Annotated in this window: 13 protein-coding genes; 7 read left to right on the top strand and 6 right to left on the bottom strand. The window is 45.8% G+C overall.

The window, feature by feature from the left end; genetic code table 11:
* Positions 1-6: 6 nt before the first annotated feature.
* Genes B5X68_RS12785 through B5X68_RS12775 form a run of 3 tightly spaced genes read left to right on the top strand, consistent with a single transcriptional unit; the run spans position 7 to position 5,557 of the window.
* Positions 7-1,410, top strand: a complete 1,404-nt coding sequence (locus B5X68_RS12785) for a TolC family protein (protein WP_082215052.1) — start codon at positions 7-9, stop codon at positions 1,408-1,410.
* Between the two features lie 7 nt (positions 1,411-1,417).
* Entirely contained in the window at positions 1,418-2,455 is a 1,038-nt protein-coding gene (locus B5X68_RS12780; RefSeq protein WP_082215051.1) for an efflux RND transporter periplasmic adaptor subunit, read from the top strand.
* Between the two features lie 18 nt (positions 2,456-2,473).
* Complete coding sequence (locus B5X68_RS12775) at positions 2,474-5,557, top strand: efflux RND transporter permease subunit (RefSeq protein ID WP_082215050.1); 3,084 nt, start codon at positions 2,474-2,476, stop codon at positions 5,555-5,557.
* Between the two features lie 396 nt (positions 5,558-5,953).
* Here B5X68_RS12775 and B5X68_RS12770 read toward each other — a convergent pair whose 3' ends face one another.
* Positions 5,954-7,666 (bottom strand): tetratricopeptide repeat protein, encoded by a 1,713-nt coding sequence (locus tag B5X68_RS12770; protein WP_082215049.1) that lies wholly within the window; start codon positions 7,664-7,666, stop codon positions 5,954-5,956.
* A 356-nt stretch (positions 7,667-8,022) separates the two neighbouring features.
* Here B5X68_RS12770 and B5X68_RS12765 point away from each other — a divergent pair, with 356 nt between their 5' ends.
* The 3 genes from B5X68_RS12765 to B5X68_RS12755 all read left to right on the top strand — a co-directional run bounded on the left by B5X68_RS12765 (position 8,023) and on the right by B5X68_RS12755 (position 11,485).
* Entirely contained in the window at positions 8,023-10,260 is a 2,238-nt protein-coding gene (locus B5X68_RS12765; protein WP_082215048.1) for a bifunctional alpha,alpha-trehalose-phosphate synthase (UDP-forming)/trehalose-phosphatase, read from the top strand.
* A gap of 6 nt (positions 10,261-10,266) precedes the next feature.
* The gene (locus B5X68_RS12760; RefSeq protein ID WP_082215047.1) at positions 10,267-10,851 is read left to right on the top strand and encodes a Crp/Fnr family transcriptional regulator; all 585 of its coding nucleotides are present in this window, start codon (positions 10,267-10,269) and stop codon (positions 10,849-10,851) included.
* A gap of 70 nt (positions 10,852-10,921) precedes the next feature.
* Positions 10,922-11,485 carry a DinB family protein gene (locus B5X68_RS12755; protein ID WP_082215348.1) on the top strand — a complete coding sequence of 188 codons (564 nt, stop codon included), beginning with the start codon at positions 10,922-10,924 and terminating at the stop codon, positions 11,483-11,485.
* A 3-nt stretch (positions 11,486-11,488) separates the two neighbouring features.
* On the opposite strand, the gene B5X68_RS12750 is transcribed toward B5X68_RS12755, so the two are convergent.
* The 5 genes from B5X68_RS12750 to B5X68_RS12730 form a co-directional block, all read right to left on the bottom strand.
* Complete coding sequence (locus B5X68_RS12750) at positions 11,489-11,740, bottom strand: hypothetical protein (protein WP_082215046.1); 252 nt, start codon at positions 11,738-11,740, stop codon at positions 11,489-11,491.
* A 235-nt stretch (positions 11,741-11,975) separates the two neighbouring features.
* Positions 11,976-13,046, bottom strand: coding sequence for a dipeptidase (locus B5X68_RS12745; RefSeq protein ID WP_082215045.1), 1,071 nt, complete (start codon positions 13,044-13,046; stop codon positions 11,976-11,978).
* Positions 13,047-13,070: 24 nt separating this feature from the next.
* On the bottom strand, positions 13,071-14,180 hold the full coding sequence (locus B5X68_RS12740) for a D-TA family PLP-dependent enzyme (protein ID WP_082215044.1): 1,110 nt from the start codon (positions 14,178-14,180) through the stop codon (positions 13,071-13,073).
* Position 14,181: 1 nt separating this feature from the next.
* The gene (locus B5X68_RS12735; RefSeq protein ID WP_082215043.1) at positions 14,182-14,658 is read right to left on the bottom strand and encodes a RidA family protein; all 477 of its coding nucleotides are present in this window, start codon (positions 14,656-14,658) and stop codon (positions 14,182-14,184) included.
* 56 nt (positions 14,659-14,714) lie between these two features.
* Positions 14,715-16,019, bottom strand: coding sequence for a gluconate:H+ symporter (locus B5X68_RS12730; RefSeq protein WP_082215042.1), 1,305 nt, complete (start codon positions 16,017-16,019; stop codon positions 14,715-14,717).
* Positions 16,020-16,297: 278 nt separating this feature from the next.
* On the opposite strand from B5X68_RS12730, the gene gyrA reads away from it, so the two are divergent.
* Positions 16,298-18,946, top strand: coding sequence for a DNA gyrase subunit A (gene gyrA / locus B5X68_RS12725; RefSeq protein ID WP_082215041.1), 2,649 nt, complete (start codon positions 16,298-16,300; stop codon positions 18,944-18,946).
* Positions 18,947-19,011 lie beyond the last annotated feature (65 nt).

The following is a 19,011-nucleotide window of genomic DNA, read 5'->3' as shown; positions in this document are numbered from 1 at the left end:
TTAGCCATGAATGAACACTGTTTACTAAATGAACGTCATTTACGGGAGCGTAGATGGCGTGACCGCCTGCGATGGAAACTGCTTTTTGCAGCTTTACTATTTAGTTTTTCAAATCCGCTTTCTGCGCAAGACCGCATTCTGGATGCGTACATTAGCCAGGGCCTGAAAAATAATCAGGGATTGCGGCAGCAGGATTTTCTTCTTCAGAAGAGCCTGTATGCGTTGAAGGAAGCCAAAAGCTATTTCTTGCCGGAGGTCAATTTCAATACTTCATATTTGGATTCGAGAGGGGGGAGGAAGATCAGCATTCCAATTGGCGATTTGCTGAACCCGGTTTATTCGTCGTTGAACCAGCTTACGAATTCAACGGCCTTTCCGCAAGTGGAGAATGTGAACCAGACCTTTAATCCCAACAATTATTACGATGCCAAATTCAGGACGTCGCTGCCGCTGTATAATCCGGAAATAGCGGTTAATACAAAGATCCGAAAGGAACAGATTAATTTCCAACAAGCTGATTATGATGTTTATAAGCGGGAGTTAGTCAAGGAAATAAAGCTGGGTTACTATGCTTACCTGCAATCGGAAGAGGCTATCCGCATCCTGGAAAGTGCCGTAAACCTGGCAAGGGAAAATCTGCGCTTCAACCGCGTGCTGGTAAGTAACGACAAGGCAATCCGCACGGTGGTCAGCAGGTCGGAAAATGAATTGATCGGCCTGGAAGCAAGATTGGAAGAAGCTAAATACCAGTCCAAAAGTGCGGCTGCTTATTTTAACTTTCTATTAAACAGTCCACTGGACACAAAAATTGAAACGGGCGAAACCCTTCAAAGTGAGCCAACTGCCGGGGCCAATGCATTTAGCAAACGGGAAGAATTGTTAAAACTGGAATCATTAGCCAAAATCAATACGCTGTCAGGCCAGCTTGCAAAGGCATCCTCACTGCCTAAACTTGCAACGTTTATAGACCTGGGTTCGCAAGGTGATTTTCTTAATTTCAACAATGACACCCGTTACTATTTATTCGGATTGACACTGGACTGGCGTGTTTTTGCTGGAAACCGCGTTCAATACAGGACCCGGCAGGCATTAATGGACAGCAAAGCAACCGGTGAGCAGCTCAGCCAGGTTGAGCAGCAGTTGGAATTACAATCGCAAACCGCTTCCAATAAGTTGAATGCAGCTATTCGCATTTTCCAGGCTTCAAAAAGCCAGACTGCACTTTCGCAGCAATATTACCAGGATCAGCAAAAACTCTACCGCGAAGGTCAACTGCTTTACATTGAGCTGCTAGACGCGCAAAACCGGCTCGTAAGTGATCAGTTGCAGCAAAGTATTTCTTATATGGTTATGCAAACGCGTTCTGCCGAATTGGAGCGTGCACAGGCCAGTTATTCATTTTCAAATTAAAAATGCCATGAAAAAAACGATCAAAACAAGCATCATCCTGGCTCTGCTTTTGGCAGCCTTGGGCGCGTGTAAAGAAGAAAAGAAGGTTGAAGAAACAGACTCGACCATTCCGGTGAAAATTATCAGTTCAGCGGCATTAACACAGTCGCAGCCAGTGCAAACTTCGGGCTTGCTGGGTTCCGAAAACGAAGCACATCTTTCCTTTAAGATCGGAGGGATTATACAAGCAGTTTTGGTGAAAGAAGGAGATAGGGTGCGGAGAGGGCAGCTTTTAGCAACACTGAATGCAACAGAGATCGCCGCACAAATGGCACAGGCGGAAGAAAATTTCCTGAAAGCCAAGCGCGATGCCCAGCGCACGCAAAACCTGTTTCGCGACAGTGTGAACACCAAAGAGCAGTTGGAAAACAGCCTTACTTCACTGAATGTTGCTGAAAAGCAATTGGAAATAGTCCGTTTCAATCTTTTGCAGGCCAAAATATACGCGACCACTGACGGTGTTGTTATTCAAAAGCTGCAGAATGCGGGAGAACAGGTGGAAGGCGGCACGCCCGTGCTTTTCATAAGCAGTACAAGCAATAAGGACTGGGTAATCAAATGCGGCCTTACGGATAAGGACTGGACAAAATTGAAGGGAGGTGAAAAAGCGGAGATCGTTTTTGATGCTTATCCGCAGACTTTTTCAGGAAGCATAGCCACACTTTCCCAAGGCAGCGACGCCGGTTCGGGGCTGTATCAGGCAGAAATCAGGCTGGATAAGCAGCCCGCAAAGCTGGCTAACGGCCTTTTTGCCAAAGTAAGTATTTATCCAAAACAGAAAACAGAAATGATTTCGGTGCCGATGGATGCATTGATCGAAGGTGAGAGCGACAGCGCATTTGTGTTTGTGGCAGATAACGGTAAGGCTTTAAAAAAGCAGGTCAAAATTGCTTTTCTGGAAGGGGAGAAGGCTTTCATTCTTTCAGGAGTTGATGCGGGAGCAAAGATTATCCGGGAAGGTTCGGCATATCTGGCAGATGGTTCGGCGATTAAAATTGTCCAGTAACATTCAAATCACTACGTTATGAAATTACCTGAATTTGCTGTCAAAAATTACCAGTTTACGCTGGTGATTTTCATGGCTGTGCTGGCGCTGGGCGTGTATTCGCTCTTTACGATGCCGCGCAGCGAAGACCCTGACATTCATCCGCCCCAGTTTACGGTCGTGATCGTTTATCCCGGCGCAAGTCCCAAAGACATGGAACAGCTTGTGGTGGATCCCATGGAGAAAAAGATCAACGAGCTCGACGACATGAAGCACGTGATCACCGACATTCGCGACGGACTTGCCGTGATGCAGGTGCAGTACAAATACAGCTCTAATCCCGACGACAAGTATCAGGAGCTTGTGCGTGAGATTAATAGCCTGAGAAACAGCCTCCCGGCGGACATTAACGACATTCGGATCAACAAACAGATTCCCTCCGACGTGAGCATTTATCAGTATGCGCTCATCAGCGAAAACGCCTCCTATGCGCAGTTGAAAAGGTATTCCAAGGAATTTAAGGAACGTCTTGAAAAGATCAAATCCTTGAAAAAGGTGGACTATGCCGGCTTTCCGGAACGCCAGGTGAATGTCAGCCTGAACCTTGAAAAGATCGCACAGCAAAAGCTGACACAGAATCAGGTCATCAGTGCATTGCAGAGCGAGAATGTCAACATTCCCGGCGGCAGCATAAGTATGGCAACCAAAAAGCTGAACATTAAAACGAGCGGCAATTACCGCACGCTGGACGAGGTGGCGAATACGGTGGTTTCTACATCCGGAGGAAAAGTAGTGTATCTCAAAGATGTTGCGGATGTAAAGCTGGGTTACGAGGACGAGACGCACATTACAAGGTTGAACGGGTTCCGGTGCAGTTTTGTGAATGTTAGTCAAAAAGAGGGCGAGAACATTATCGCGGTTCAGGACCAGGTTTTGCCCGTTGTTGCAAATTTTGAAAAGGAACTTCCTGCGAACATTGAGCTGGTCAAAGTTTTTGATCAGGCCAAAAGCGTCGACCATCGTCTGTCGCATTTCGCAAGGGATTTTGGCATTGCTATCCTGCTCGTTTTGCTCACGTTGCTGCCGCTGGGATCCCGGGCGTCGGTTGTGGTGATGATCTCGATCCCGCTTTCGCTCAGTATAGGGCTTACAATGATGAATTTACTGGGTTATAACATTAACCAGCTCAGCATTGTGGGGATGATCGTGGCACTGGGGATCCTGGTGGACGACAGCATTGTGGTTGTGGAGAACATTGAACGCTATTTACGTATGGGCTATGGCCGGGTCGAGGCAGCTGTGAAAGCTTCTTCCCAGATCGGAATGGCGGTCGTAGGCTGCACAATTTTACTGATTTTTGCTTTTCTCCCGCTGGTTTTCCTACCTGAGGGAGCAGGGGATTTTATCAGGAGTCTGCCTCTTTCCGTAATTACCACAGTTTTCGCATCGATGCTCGTGTCGCTGACGATTGTTCCTTTTTTATCCAGCATTCTTTTGAAAAAACATGCAAGCGCGGAGGGTAACTTTTTGCTTCGCGGCATGAAGAAAGGCATTCACAAAACCTACGGAAGTCTCCTGGACAAGGCATTAAAGTGGCCTGCTACAACATTGGTGCTGGCAGGTTTGATCTTTGCGGGCTCACTGGCGCTTGTTCCGTTGATTGGTAACAGCTTATTTCCAAAATCAGAAAAGCCCATGTTCCTGATCGACATTGAAACGCCGCAGGGTACGAATTTGAAAAAAACAAATCAGGTTACTCGCTATGTGGAAGGGATTTTGAAAGAGGAACCTTTAATCACTTCCTTCGCGACCAATGTTGGAAAAGGAAATCCAAGAGTTTATTATAATGTAATCCAGCGCAACGAAAGTGAGAATTTTGCCGAGATCTTCGTGCAGGTTGAGGGGCTTGAAACCGAAGAAAAAGTGGAGGTTATCGAGCGGTTGAGGAAGAAATTGGAGCGTTATCCGGGAGCAGAGATTAAGGTGAAGGATTTTGAGCAGGGACCATTGATCGAAGCGCCGCTGGCTTACCGCATTTACGGCGAAAATCTGGACGACCTGCGTAAAACAGCTTTCAGGGTCGCCGATATGCTGAGCAAAACGGAAGGCACAATTTACGTCAACAATCCTTTGCAAGTGCAGCCCACGGACCTGAAAGTGAACATAAACAAGCAGAAGGCCGGAACGCTGGGCATTTCGTCGGCTGACATTGATCGTACAGTACGGTTAGGCGCAGCAGGACTGAATGTTGCGACTTATCGGGAGGATGTTGGAAAGGCGGATAATTACAATGTGAATGTTTCTGTGTCGCGGAATGCAGCGATCCAGGATTATGGTGTTTTTGATAAATTATATGTGACGTCTGCATCCGGTGCCAACATTCCTTTGAAAAACGTGGCAACCATTGCGTTCGAAAGCTCACCAAACCAGATTCGCCACTACGATAAGGATCGTTACGTGACCGTTTCGTCCTTTGTAAAGCCGGGTTATAATGTGCAGCGCATGAATGAGGATATCACTGCCAAGTTAGGCCAGTTTAAGTTTGAAAAAGGCCAGACATTTACGGTTGCAGGTGAAAAGGAGAGCCAGGAAGAAAGCTTCGGCGGCCTCGGCTTGATCATTCTGGTGACCATATTTGGCTTCCTGGGCGTTTTAATTCTTGAATTCAAAACATTTAAAAGCATCCTGATCGTGCTTTCTGTGATCCCGCTAGGCATTGTTGGCGGTCTGGCTATGCTTTTTCTGACAGGCGAAACGCTTTCATTTACGGCTACGATCGGTTTCATTGCGTTGGTCGGGATTGAAGTGAAAAATTCCTTGCTAGTGGTCGATTTTACCAACCAGTTGCGCGCGCAGGGAATGGGAATTGAAGAAGCGATTATTGAGGCAGGGGAAATACGGTTTGTACCCATATTGCTGACTTCCATGACAGCAATTGGCGGGTTATTACCGCTTGTGATCGAATATAGCGCACTTTACTCACCGCTTGCACTGGTCCTGATTGGTGGATTGATCAGCTCAACATTGCTATCCAGGCTGGTAACGCCTGTCATGTATAAGCTTTTGCCGCCGTCCATTGAGCACGTGGCAAAAGAAGAGGCGGTTTTGGAACCTGAGTTTTAAATATTGAGCAAGTTTCAATAAAAATTAAAAAGCACCAGCAAGAGGAACGCGGTTCTATTGCTGGTGCTTTTGTAAAATAAGATGAGGAGGGCTTAGCGTGCGCTAAGTTGTTGAGACATCACTTGGTGCATCCGAGATTTTTTCTGGGCGTTTCCCACTTGTCCGCTGTGCCACCGGCAAACTGAAAGGATCAATAAGAGAATAAGCAGGAAAGATTGCAAAAAGAAATACTTGTACTTAACCAGTCGCATGGATTTCACAAAGAAGATGTCTAACGATTCAAATGTAGAAATATCTCTGCTCAGTCATCAAATAGGGGCATTCCAAAAACATTCCAATTTGAAATCGCTTGATAGCTTGATAGTTACGATCGAACGAAATTTTTGCACTATTCCGTCAGATTGTAGACACCACATCTTTCAAATCGGCATCTTCCGGGAGATTGAGTTTTTTACGGATCCTGTGACGGATCACGCGGACACTCTGGACAGAAATTCCGAGCGTACTTGCCATTTCTTTGTAGGTGAGATTGAGTTTGGCCAGGGCCATGAACCGGGTTTCGGCAGGGGTGAGGCCGGGCAGTTTTGTCCTCAACCTCGCTAAATAACCTACGTGGATTTTTTCAAAAAGGCTTCTGAAATATTCCCATTGTTCGTCGGTAAGGATGGTGATCTTTTGCAATTCCAGCACCGTTTCCTCGCTCTCATTTATGCCATAACGGACACTTAGCTCTTCCACCAGAAGGTTTTTTTCAGAAATGCTTCTCGTAAATTCTTCGAGCTGGATCGTTGCGAAGGTGAGTTCCTGCTCGGCTTTTTTCAGCTGATCATTGATAATCCGCTGCTTTTCGCGCGATTTGTAGTAATAGGTTTTGTAAAAATATAAGGCCACCATGAGCAGCAGCAGCACAAGCGTCAGCAGGATATTACGTTCCAGTGTTTTGATCTGCTTTTCTGCCGCAACGCGTTCCATATCAGACCGGTGTGCCTGTAATTGCGATCTTTCACTTGCCCGCAGCATTTGCATCGAATTGAAGTCCTTTTCAAAGGCATTGTGCGTAATTGTAGCTGAATCCAGATAAATGTTGGTGAGGGCAAAATTGCCTTTTGCCGCATTAACCTTCCCGAAAACCTGGTAAAGCAGTTCTAGTGGCTGCTTTATTCTGGAAAGGCCAACATATTTCCTGGCTTCGTGAATGGTTTTTTCTGCCTTGCTGATGTTGTTTTGCCGGAAGTAAATGTCCGAGAGCAGGGTTAGCGCCGCCGCAGCCTGGGTATGGTCCGATATAATGACAGCTCTCTCAATACAAGCTTCCAAAAGCGGAACTGCTTCGGTATATTTTCCGCGGAGGTAAGCTGTTCGCCCGAGGTTTCCTTGCGCGATGCCTTTCCAGACAGCATAATCGCCGATGCCAACATTTTGCAATATCTTTTTGGAATACACATCTGCGGAATTGAGCATATCCGTTTTCATATAACTCAGGCTAATAGTGTTCATGGCCAGGTTATGCACCCCGCGGTGATCCGGGATCACATCGACCATCAATGCTTCGCGTGAGAAATTGATCGCATTGGTATAATCCGAAAAGAAATAATATGCTTCGCCGATCTGGGAGAGGAAATAAGCTTTCTCAGGAAAATCCTTTTCCGAAATTTTCCTTAATAGCGGATGTATTGCAAGATATTCCTCAAATGCGCGCTCGTAGTTTTTGGTTTCATACCAATAGAAATGTGCAAGAAATCGTCGTGAACGAATGTAGATCTGCATATTTCCTTCTTTCTGCGACCTGGCGATCAGCGCTTTCAAAGCAAGGATGTGCTTCTTTTTCGCTTCCTTATGTGCTTCCCGGTCGAGCATGATCCACATTAGCTCGGCTTCCAAAACTAAATCGTCGTCATGGTGCTTGATCGCAACCTGTTTCAAGGTTTTCAGAGATTGAAAGCCATCAGCCCATTTACCGCTGTTAATGGCCACGTCAATGATCTGGCGTAAGTTTGTGTAACGTTCAGCGTGGGTTTTATTTATAATGTTGTTAAACTGGGCCTCGGCGGAAAGCGCTGAAATAAGGAGACATAGGGCAATGAAACATCGACTGAAAATGCGTTTCATTTAAAATAGGTAAGAGGGTTAGGCAAAAAATGGCGGCCATTGCTGACCGCCCGCAACCCACAACAAGAGAGTGGCACAGTATTAATCTGCGGTTACACAATTGTAGTCCAAGACTAATCTAAGGTTTTCACACCTGTATTTGTGTTCAGCCATCACTTTAATTCATGGAAAACAGCAAAATTATTTGCTTGCATCTCAACTGTTAACAGCTGGTGCCACGATAAATCGGTTCCGATAAAATGATGAAAGAGGTTGCAGCCACTAAGCTAATACAAATCCCGACGACATCAAATTTTTGATTTTCAATGGGCCGAAAATGGTGCTTGGCATAGGTTTTTTAGTTTTATTAGGGTTCTATGGAAAATTTAAAACAACAAAAAAGCACTGGAAGATTAGTTATTGTAGCCTATCGATTGCCATTTAAGATCATTCGGGAAAACGATCAGGCACAATTATTCCAAAATTCAGGAGGCCTCGTTTCGGCCGTGCTGTCACTGGTAAAGAATAAAAATGGCCCTGTTTTTAGTTCAAATGAAAAAATACAGTGGATCGGCTTTTCTGAAAATACAAGGGAGGAACTGGAAGGACAGTCGCTTGCCAATGATGAATTTCAGGCACATCCGGTCTTTATTCCGGAGGATGTCAATGAGAATTATTACGAAGGCTTCTGCAACAACCTGATTTGGCCGCTGTGCCATTATTTCCCTTCACTTGCGCGGTTTGACGACGATTACTTCGAAGCTTACAAGATCGCTAACAAGCTGTTTTTTGATAAAATAGATGAGATCATTCAGCCCGGCGACGTGGTCTGGGTTCAGGATTATCAGCTCATGCTCTTGCCTGACATGATCCGTCAGAAATATCCGGACAACAAGATTGGGTTTTTCTTCCACATTCCATTTCCATCATTTGAATTATTCCGTTTGCTGCCGGTTACCTGGCGGAAAGCTATTGTGGATGGGATATTGGGTGCGGACGTTGTCGGGTTTCATACCAATGATTACGTAGAGTATTTTCTCAAAGCAGCACGTCTCGTGTCGGGTTATGGAAATAAGCTGCATTACATTAATATGAGCAACCGGATCGTAAAGGTCGATTCCTTTCCGATCAGCGTTGACTTTGACAAATTTAATGATGCCTACGACGATCCTATGGTCGCAGACGCAAGAAATGAAGCGAGGCAGTCCCTGAACCAGAAAATCATTTTTTCAGTCGACCGGCTGGATTATTCCAAAGGCATTATTCACCGGCTGCGTGGTTTTCAGCGGTTCCTGGAACGATATCCTGAGTGGCATGAAAAGGTTTCTTTTGTAATGGTTGTAGTTCCTTCAAGGGATACTATTGAGCAATATCAGCAAATGAAATCCGAGATCGACCAGACTGTGGGTCGGATTAACGCAGACTACGGCAACATTTACTGGCAACCGATCATTTATCAATATCGCTCCATGCCTTATCATGAACTGGTAGGAATGTACACCGCGAGCGACGTTGCATTGATCACCCCTGTGCGGGACGGGATGAACCTGGTTTGCAAGGAATATGTAGCGAGCCGAAAAGATCGGAAGGGAGTTTTGATATTAAGTGAAATGGCCGGCGCGGCCGCTGAACTTGGCGAGGCGCTGATCATTAACCCGTTGGATATTCAGGACATTGCTGACGCGATTAAGAATGCTTTTGAGATGCCGGAAGAAGAGCAGACAAAACGGATGGATGCCATGCGTGAACGGATCAAAGATTATGACGTTTTCGCGTGGACCGAAGATTTTTTTACACAAATGACCATGCTTGAACAAGAACATGAACGCCTGAGACAGGTGTTTCTTACCAATAAGGGCATCGACGCAATCCGTCATGCTTATGCAACCGCAACCAACCGAATTTTGTTTTTTGATTACGACGGAACGCTGGCGCCGATTGTGCCGGATCCCGCAAAGGCGATTGTTTCCGAAGATGTCAAGAAATTGATCCTCGAAATTGCAAAAAGGGACACCGTTATTATCATTAGCGGGCGTGACCGATATTTTCTGGATAATCTTTTCAGGGATCTTCCTGTTCATATCATTGCCGAACATGGGGCGCTTATCCGCACAACGGGAAGCGACGAATGGATCCTGAATGAGAGTTATGAAGAAAACTGGAAAGAAAGCATCCGGCCTATTATGGATATTTATGCCAAAAGGTGCCCAGGCGCTTTTGTAGAGGAAAAAGAAACTTCACTCGCCTGGCATTACCGGACTGCCGACGAAAAAGAATACGCGCAGCGTCGTGCACAGGAGTTGCTCTGGCAGCTCAAAAACTATATCCAGCCCGAGTTGAATTTGCAGGTTATCGATGGTAGCAAAGTTGTCGAAGTTAAAAAGACCGCATTTAACAAAGGAACCGCATCCCGGGCTTTCGTTGAAAACGGAAACTATGATTTCGTGCTGGCAATCGGCGATGACACAACGGACGAAGATATGTTCGAAGCATTGCCCGAAACCGCTTACACGATCAAGATCGGGGACGACCTCTCAGCCGCCAGAAACCACATCAGAAGTCAGGAAGAAGTTTTTCATTTTCTTAACTTCATGGTTTCATCCATTGGGGAATAAGAGGATATGCAAAACGAGCTGCGTCAGCTTCAAAAACTCATCGAATCGGTCAGGCCACTGAGTGATGAGGATTGGTCTGCATTTGCGGGCATTTGGAAACCGTATTCGGCGGGGCGTAAGGAAGTTGTTACGCCTGCCGCGCAAACAGAGAGTTATTTGTATTTCGTAACAAAAGGCATCCAGCGCGTTTACTATCTGGATGATCAGGACCGGGAAGCGACGCTGGCATTTATGTATCCGCCCTCTTTCGGCGGCGTGGTGGATTCGCTGCTATTAGGTCAGCCATCGAGATACTATTTTGAAACGCTTACACCGTCCGAATTTCTGCGTGCACCTAATCAGGAATTGCAAGCATTAATGTCGCACCGACCCGCGATCGCCGATATGGTGCGACTTGGCGTTACACAGACGCTCTCGGGTATATTGGAAAGGCTGGTGGAAGTGCAATGCTTCTCCTCGGAAGAAAAATTCCGCAACCTGCTTCGCCGCAGCCCGCATATATTGCAGCTCGTTCCGCACAAGTATCTCGCGAACTATCTGGGCATAGATGCCACCAATTTCAGCAAGCTGGTCAATAAGATCAAAATTTGAAATGTTGGTTTTTACCAAACATTTATTGTCGCGCGGTTCTCACTTTTGCATTACAAAAAACGCAAGCAAAATGAATCCTGTAAACAAAGCAGAACTCCTGAAAACCCTGGAAGACAGAGTAGAAGCACATATTGCTGATACCATTGCCTTATTTCAAAACAGAAGCAACGATTTTCTCAATATGCCGTCCGCGGCGGGCGGTTGGAGCGTCGCGCAATGTCTCGATCACCTTAACAGTTATGGCGACTTTTATTTACCTCACATTGAAAAGAAACTGCTGGATTCAGAAGACGCGAACTCTTTGGCATTCACGAGCTCCTGGTTTGGCGCTTATTTCACAAAAATGATGGACCCCAAAACCGGAAAAAAGAAGTATAAAGCAATGAAAGGCCACATTCCGGCTTCGGATCGGGATGCAGCGAAAGTAGTTGGCGAATTTCTTCGGCAGCAGGAGCTTTTAATGAGTTATTTGAGGCAAGCCCGCAAAAAAGATCTGAATAAAATTAAAATCCCGATATCCATCTCCAAGCTGATAAAGCTTCGGCTTGGAGATGTGTTTCAGTTCCTGATCGCTCATAATGAGCGGCATATGCAGCAAGCAAAGCGGAATTTGATCCGCGAAAAAGCGGTTTAAAATTTAGCTTAACGAAAGGCCTTTCGGCTCACTCAGATTTTCAAGCTTCACAAAGTGGCAAACGTAACCGGCTGAACGTAAAACTGCCTGAATTTTGGAAAAATCAGATAGCTCGGAGGTAAGGGTCAGCAACAAATCCTGGAAGTCGTAGGCCCAGTGTTTAACATTTAGTTGTTTCAGGCAATCGTGCAATCGCTGGAAGGATTTGTTGTTTTTTATCTTTGTTCGAAATGAGATTTTATATGTATTACGCATGTTGATCAATTATTATGAAGGATAGCCTTTAATGAAGTCCGGTCAGTTGCCGGGATCTGTCCCAGCTATTTTTATCAAAGATGGTGCTTATTTAAAATAATTCCAAATAGACAAATGTTAATTTCTCTTAAAATTGAAAACAAAAAAGCTTCGCAACCCTGATGCAAGGTGCGAAGCTTTTTGGTAAAAAATATTATTGGAATATTAAGATTTTATTAGATTTTTCCTAAGCGTACTATTTCCAGCTACGGCCCAGAAAATCAACCCAGTTACGCCACATAATTTGTTCAATATCGGTTGCCGAGTAACCTCGCGCAGACAAAATACCTGTTATGGATTGTAGGTCCGCAATAGAGTCCAGATCCATCGGCGACTGCTCTTTTCCATAAGCGCCGTCCAGGTCAGAACCTATCCCAACATGCAATGCATTTCCTGCCAACTGGCAAATGTGATCAATATGTTCTGCAACATGTTCGATTTTCAATCCCATGCTTTCGGGCGTAGACTTGCCGCGGACCCAGCCGGGAACCATCATCCACGCATCAAATGCCATTCCGATTACTGCATTTCTTTCAAGCAATTCCCTGATCATTTCATCGGAAAACTGCCGGTTATGCGGCGTTATTTTCCGGACCAAATTATGACTGGCCCAAACGGGTCCTTTGAAAATATCCAGCGCCTCCCAGAACGCCGTATCGCACAAATGGGTGGCATCCAAAATAATGTTCAGCTTCTCCATTTCGCGAAGCAGATCTTTGCCTTTTTGAGACAATGCCTGATCCGAATCTGTGCCATAAGCATAAACGCCAGGCCCGTAATGCGCTGGACCGATCGCGCGCAGACCGTATTGATAAGCTATTTCAAGGTTTTTAAGACTAATAAAAGAATCCGCTCCTTCCAGACTCAGAATGTATCCAATGGGCAGATTTTCGGTGGATGCAGCGTTTTTCCAAAGCTCCAAATGTTTGTGCAAACCCGGTAGGTCAACAATCTGCACCATTTCTCCGGCCTCTTCCATGGCTTTATACCAGGCAATTTGCGCCTGCGTTTGCGCCCATGCCTGCGCCTGGGAATGCCAACCCGGAATCTTGCTGTCTGGTTTAACAAAACGGGCTATCTGCGTAGCTACGCACATACCAATGTTGCCTTTGCGCATTTCAGGAAAACTAACTACGCCTTTACCTCGATCTGGCTTATCAGTCAGGTTTGCTTCACGTTGCCTGATGGCATTCAGGTCCTGGGTAAGGTCCCGGTTCCATTCCACAGCATTCATGGAAAGGTCCAGGTGGGCATCAAAAATAAACATTTTACGTTGTTTAGGAATTTAAAACTAAATAGTTAGTCGTCTGTTACGGGCCACTATTTTCCACTCTTCGGTCACCTCGCCGTTTTCAATAATGGAAGCAAAATCGTGCAGCGCGACGGTCGGGCAGACGTGAAAGGGGAGGGCATAGAGCACATCGCCGATCTGTGTAGCATCCCAAACGTCCTGTGTAACCTGCAAAACGCCATGTTCTTCACTCTGTCCGATTAAGGTGTAGCTGGGCAGATTAAGTAATTTGAAGCGATTTTCAATCGGACTTTCCGGTGCAATGGCCTTATGGCCAAGGTCGATTGTGACAATGCCGGTTGTTGGCTTGGAAACAACGCGTGTGAGCACCAATGCTGCATGCTGGAAGGGTTGGCCGTCAAACCGGTCGCCATACCCCCAGTCCCAGAGCACATTTGTACCCGGGCTCAAAAAAACGTCGGGCCGCATAGCGTGAACGGTGAAAGAAGGCGAGCCGCCCGCAATGATCATCGGGCTGGTTCCTGTGTGATTTTTGATGAGGTCAAAAAGCGGCAGAACTTTATCAAATGCTTCATCCACAGCGAGTTTTCTGTCCGTAAATTCAGGATCTCGCAAATGTCCGTCATAAACATGGACGCCGGTGAACGAAACGTTAGAGAGTCCTGAAATGTAACGATATAGGGAAAGCAATGTCACATCTGTGACGTGTCCGGAGCGGTTCATGCCGTTATTAACGTCAATAAAAACACTGAAACTGACTCCATTAGTTATGCCTGATTCATTAAGATCATCAGCTGATTTTTCATTGTCAACCAGCGAACCGAATGTGACATCGGTAAATTTGTTGCGCAGCGCCAGTAATCGCTCAATGTTGGGGCCTACCATCTGGTAAGCCAGCAAAATCCATTTCGCTCCTGCGTCAGCCAGCATTTCGGCCTCCGCAATCGTAGCACATTTGAATTTATTGATTCCCAGCGCCAGTTGCATCTTTACAATTTCACCGGATTTGTGGGTTTTTACATGCGGAATAAGTCTGTCGGCATCACCGGCAATGCTGACCATTCCGCGGATGTTATTTTCTATGCGCTCCTTGTAGAAGAGGAGTGAAGGGGAGATGATTTGCTCGGGATTTTTTAGCTGAAACCACATATTATTTCTCTTCAAGCTCAAACATTACCTCGATTTCCACCGGAATATTATCCGGCAAGCTTCCCATTCCCACTGCGCTTCTTACGCCGATGCCGTTTTCTTCGCCCCAGATTTTTGCGAAGAGTTCGCTGCATCCGTTGATGATGAAAGGGTGTTTTTCAAAATCAGGCGTGCAGTTCACCATGCCTAGTACTTTTATAACTCTTTTGATCCTGTTAAGGCTTCCCAAATTTGCTTTCAATGTAGAAAGGATCGTTAATCCCACCTGACGGGCTGCCAGTTTGCCTGCGTCCGCGTCCATATCTTTGCCGATTCTTCCTTTAATCAATGTTCCGTCATCCTGCACAGTTCCATGACCTGAAACATAAACCCAACGTTTGTCAACAATCAAAAGCGGCTTGTAAACGCCAAGCGGTTTTGGAGCGGGAGGAAGATTAAGACCTAAGGCGGCGAAGTTTGATTCAGGCGTATTGTCCATATTTTTATTAATGAGTGACCGGATCGCCAAGGCGACGAGTGAATGAGTGAATGTTATTATACGAACAAATTTAGTACTAAAACGCCCAGCAATCCCATTACGGACACAATTGTTTCCATAACCGACCAGGTCAGCAGCGTGTCTTTGATGCTTAGATTAAAGTATTCTTTAAACAGCCAGAAGCCGCCGTCGTTCAGGTGCGAGAACATTAAACTGCCTGAGCCAATGGATAATACCAGCAGTTCGGGAGATACATCAGACGTGACAAGAAGCGGTGAAAGTATGCCCACGGTTGTAAGCCCGGCGACAGTTGCCGAACCCACACAAACCCGGATAATCGCAGCAATTCCCCAGCTTAGTAATAATGGCGAAATGTCCACGCCTTTCAAACTTTCCGCTATGAATGTGCTTACACCACTGGCGGTCATGATCTCTTTGAAAACACCGGCTCCGGCAATGATCAGCAAAATCACAGAAACGCCTTTAAATGCTTCCTCCATGGATTTACTAACATTTTTCATGTTTAATCCCCGGCGGATTCCCAGCACATAAGCAGCAAATAACACGGAGATTAACATGCCAAAATAAGGCTCTGCGAGCAAGCCAATAATCCTGTTGTCAGGATACATGCGTTTAACGCCCGACATAGTTGTCAACAGAAACACAGGAAGCAAAGCAGTTACGATGCTTATTCCCAAGCCAGGCAGCTCAGCAGTGGGACGGGGTTTTACGTTGAAAAGATCCTCATCCGGTTTGGGCTGAAAACGTTTCAGCGTGCTGCCGAAAAGCGGTCCGGCCACAGCGATTGCGGGAATCGAAACAATGATCCCATATAATAGTGTTTGTCCCAGGTCCGCATTCAGCTGGCTGGCTATTGCGGCAGGCGAGGGGTGAGGCGGCAGGTAACCATGCGCCACCGACAAGGCCGAAAGCATAGGAACTCCCACATATAATAGCGGAAGACGCGCCGTGGCGCTGATCATAAAAATCAAAGGAATGACGATGACAAAACCGGCATTGTAGAAAAGAGGGATTCCAATCACAAAACCGGCTAGCGCCATTCCCCATTGAATGTATTTTTTCCCGAAGAGACCTATCAGCGCATCGGTGATTCTTTGCGCCGCCCCGCTATCGGCAACCATTTTTCCAAGCATTGCTCCAAAACCAACTATCAGGACGAGATCCCCCAAAGTCCCGCCAACACCTTTTTGAATGGCTTTGCTGACCGTATCCACATCCAGGCCGCTTGCCAGACCAAGTCCGATCGAAACGAGTAAAAACGAAATGAAAGTGTCGATTTTGAGCCAGGCAATGAGGGCTATCAGGGTAAGGATAGCAATAAAAGTCAGTAATAAGGGCATAATGGAAGTGGTAAAAAGTAAGCATTTAGGTAATAAGCTGGAAGAAAGTAAAATTTAACGTTAGAAGCCAATTAAGTTTTGAAAGGCCATTCTCCGGTTAATTTCCGAAGGATCACCGATATACGAAATGAATGCTGAAATAGCACAAAAGATAGTTTGTTAGAATGCTTTAAAATAGCGAAATTTGACTTTTTAGAACTTACATTATTGTATTAATTCATTGGGTGATTGCACTTTTCAGTTGCCTGTTTAAATTTTTGATTCTTTTCTAATTCTTTATGGCAGAATCTTCTGGTGAAAACATTATCCCCATTAATATTGAGGATGAAATGCGTGGAGCATACATCGATTACTCGATGTCAGTTATTATTTCCCGCGCTTTACCCGACGTTCGCGATGGTTTGAAACCGGTTCACAGGCGTGTGTTGTACGGGATGTCGGATTTGGGTGTTAATTACAACCGCTCGCATAAGAAATCGGCTCGTATAGTAGGGGAGGTTTTGGGTAAGTATCACCCGCACGGTGACTCGTCTGTTTACAATACAATGGTGCGTATGGCCCAGCCGTGGTCGCTGCGTTATCCGCTGGTCGACGGCCAGGGTAACTTCGGCTCGGTGGATGGAGATAATCCGGCGGCTATGCGTTACACCGAGGCAAGGTTGAAAAGACTTGCCGACGAACTACTGAATGACCTGGGAAAAGATACGGTTGACTTCCAACCCAACTTTGACGATTCGCTTTCTGAGCCATCTGTCCTTCCGGCCAAATTCCCAAACTTATTGGTGAACGGTTCCTCGGGTATTGCCGTGGGTATGGCCACCAACATGGCACCACATAACCTCTCGGAGGTTATTGACGGTGTTTTGGCATACATTGATAATAACGAGATCACTATCCCGGAACTGATGGAGCATGTTAAAGCGCCGGATTTTCCAACGGGAGGGATTATATATGGCTACCAAGGCGTAAGATCGGCTTTCGAAACCGGCCGTGGAAGCATTATTATGCGTTCCAAGGCGCAGTTTGAGGTTTCGAAAACGGGTAGGGAGCAAATCATCATTACGGAGATTCCTTATATGACCAATAAGGCTGCGATGATCGAACGCATTGCAGGCCTTATTAATGATAAGAAACTCGACGGCATTTCGGATATCCGTGATGAATCCGACCGTGACGGGATGCGTATCGTTTTTGATCTTAAAAAGGATGCTGTTCCTAATATTGTATTGAACCATTTGTTCAAATACACTCCGCTTCAATCAAGCTTTGGGGTGAACAATGTTGCCCTTGTAAAAGGACGTCCGGTAACGCTGAATCTGAAAGATCTGATCAAGCATTATGTCGATCACCGCATTGTCGTTATCACACGCCGTACTGAGTACGAACTGAGAGAAGCAGAAAAGCGAGCGCACATTTTGCAAGGTTTGCTAATCGCACTCGATAACCTGGATGCCGTTATCACCCTGATCCGTAATGCACGTGATCCGGAAGTAGCGAAAACAGGGTTGATGGAGTCGTTTGAGCTGAGTGAAATTCAGGCCAAGGCTATTCTTGAACTTCGTCTGCAACGGTTAACAGGTCTTGAAAGAGACAAGATCGTGAAGGAATACGAAGAGATCATGATCTTGATTACCGACTTGAAAGACATTCTGGCCAATGAATTCCGTAAGTTTGAAATCATAAAAACCGAGCTAGGCGAGATCAAAGACCGTTACGGTGATGAGCGTCGCACGAAGATCGAGTTTTCAGCAGAAGAATTCAGCGACGAGGATATGATCCCGGATGACGAAATGCTGATTACGATTTCGAATGAAGGTTATATCAAAAGGACGCCGTTGGCGGAATATCGTACGCAAACAAGGGGAGGAGTTGGTTCCCGCGGAGTGAAAACCAAGGATACGGACTTCACCGAGCACCTTTTCTCAGCGACTATGCTTAATTACCTTTTGATCTTCACAGAATACGGTAAACTGTTCTGGATGAAGGTTTACGAAGTTCCAGAGGGAAGCAAGCAATCTAAGGGCCGTCCGATCCAGAACCTGATCAGTCTGGAGAATGGGGATTCCATTCGTTCAGTGATCAACGTTCGCACCTTGTCAGATGCGGATTATATCAACAATAATTACCTCATTATGTGTACGCAGCAGGGCACTATTAAGAAAACCTTGCTCGAAGCATACTCTCGTCCCAGAACAAATGGAATTATTGCAATATCCATTAATGATGGTGACAGGCTGTTGAATGTTGCGCTTACCAATGGCGACAATGACATTGTTATTGCATCCAGCGCAGGACGTGCCGTTCGTTTTAACGAAAAAGGCGTTCGCCCGATGGGTAGGACAGCAGCAGGGGTTCGTGGTATCAATCTGAATGATCCTGAAAACAAAGTGATCGGAATGGTTTGTATTAATCGTGAAGATGCCCAGCTGCTTGTAGTTTCCGAAAATGGTTTTGGAAAGCGTTCTGCGATAGATAGTTATCGTATTACTAAGCGCGGTGGGAAAGGGGTCTCCACGATGAATGCAACTGATAAAGTAGGTAAGTTGGTTGCGATCCGCGAAGTAACGGAACAGGATGATCTGATGATCATTACCAGAAATGGAATTGCAATTCGGATGAGCGTGCTCGATATTCGTCTGGCAGGCCGTAATACACAAGGAGTTAAATTAATCCGATTAAACAATTCTGACGAGATTACTTCGGTAACACGCATCCTGAAAGATCCGGACGAAAAGGCGGAGGAACTGGATGAGGATGGCAATGTAATTCCGTCTGCGGTGGTGGAAGGAACTTCGGACATGATCATTGTTTCTGCGGATGAGCAGGTAGAAGAATTGGATGATGAAGATGATGTGATTGAGGATGATGAGGAAGAAGATGATGAGGAAGATGATGAGAATGATCCTTCTGACGAGCCAGAGGCATGATTTTTGTAAAAATTATATTAATTGATTTATATTTAAAATTCGAACAATCAATCACAACCAAAGTT

The sequence above is a fragment of the Dyadobacter psychrophilus genome (assembly GCF_900167945.1).
GTDB lineage: Bacteria > Bacteroidota > Bacteroidia > Cytophagales > Spirosomataceae > Dyadobacter > Dyadobacter psychrophilus.
Note: the sequence above shows the minus strand (reverse complement) of the source record. Positions and strands in the feature narration are given on the sequence as shown.

Coding starts and splice junctions, on each gene's coding strand:
- B5X68_RS12785 (WP_082215052.1), top strand. CDS start 7: ATGAATGAACACTGTTTACTAAATGAACGTCATTTACGGGAGCGTAGA.
- B5X68_RS12780 (WP_082215051.1), top strand. CDS start 1,418: ATGAAAAAAACGATCAAAACAAGCATCATCCTGGCTCTGCTTTTGGCA.
- B5X68_RS12775 (WP_082215050.1), top strand. CDS start 2,474: ATGAAATTACCTGAATTTGCTGTCAAAAATTACCAGTTTACGCTGGTG.
- B5X68_RS12770 (WP_082215049.1), bottom strand. CDS start 7,666: ATGAAACGCATTTTCAGTCGATGTTTCATTGCCCTATGTCTCCTTATT.
- B5X68_RS12765 (WP_082215048.1), top strand. CDS start 8,023: ATGGAAAATTTAAAACAACAAAAAAGCACTGGAAGATTAGTTATTGTA.
- B5X68_RS12760 (WP_082215047.1), top strand. CDS start 10,267: ATGCAAAACGAGCTGCGTCAGCTTCAAAAACTCATCGAATCGGTCAGG.
- B5X68_RS12755 (WP_082215348.1), top strand. CDS start 10,922: ATGAATCCTGTAAACAAAGCAGAACTCCTGAAAACCCTGGAAGACAGA.
- B5X68_RS12750 (WP_082215046.1), bottom strand. CDS start 11,740: ATGCGTAATACATATAAAATCTCATTTCGAACAAAGATAAAAAACAAC.
- B5X68_RS12745 (WP_082215045.1), bottom strand. CDS start 13,046: ATGTTTATTTTTGATGCCCACCTGGACCTTTCCATGAATGCTGTGGAA.
- B5X68_RS12740 (WP_082215044.1), bottom strand. CDS start 14,180: ATGTGGTTTCAGCTAAAAAATCCCGAGCAAATCATCTCCCCTTCACTC.
- B5X68_RS12735 (WP_082215043.1), bottom strand. CDS start 14,658: ATGGACAATACGCCTGAATCAAACTTCGCCGCCTTAGGTCTTAATCTT.
- B5X68_RS12730 (WP_082215042.1), bottom strand. CDS start 16,019: ATGCCCTTATTACTGACTTTTATTGCTATCCTTACCCTGATAGCCCTC.
- gyrA (WP_082215041.1), top strand. CDS start 16,298: ATGGCAGAATCTTCTGGTGAAAACATTATCCCCATTAATATTGAGGAT.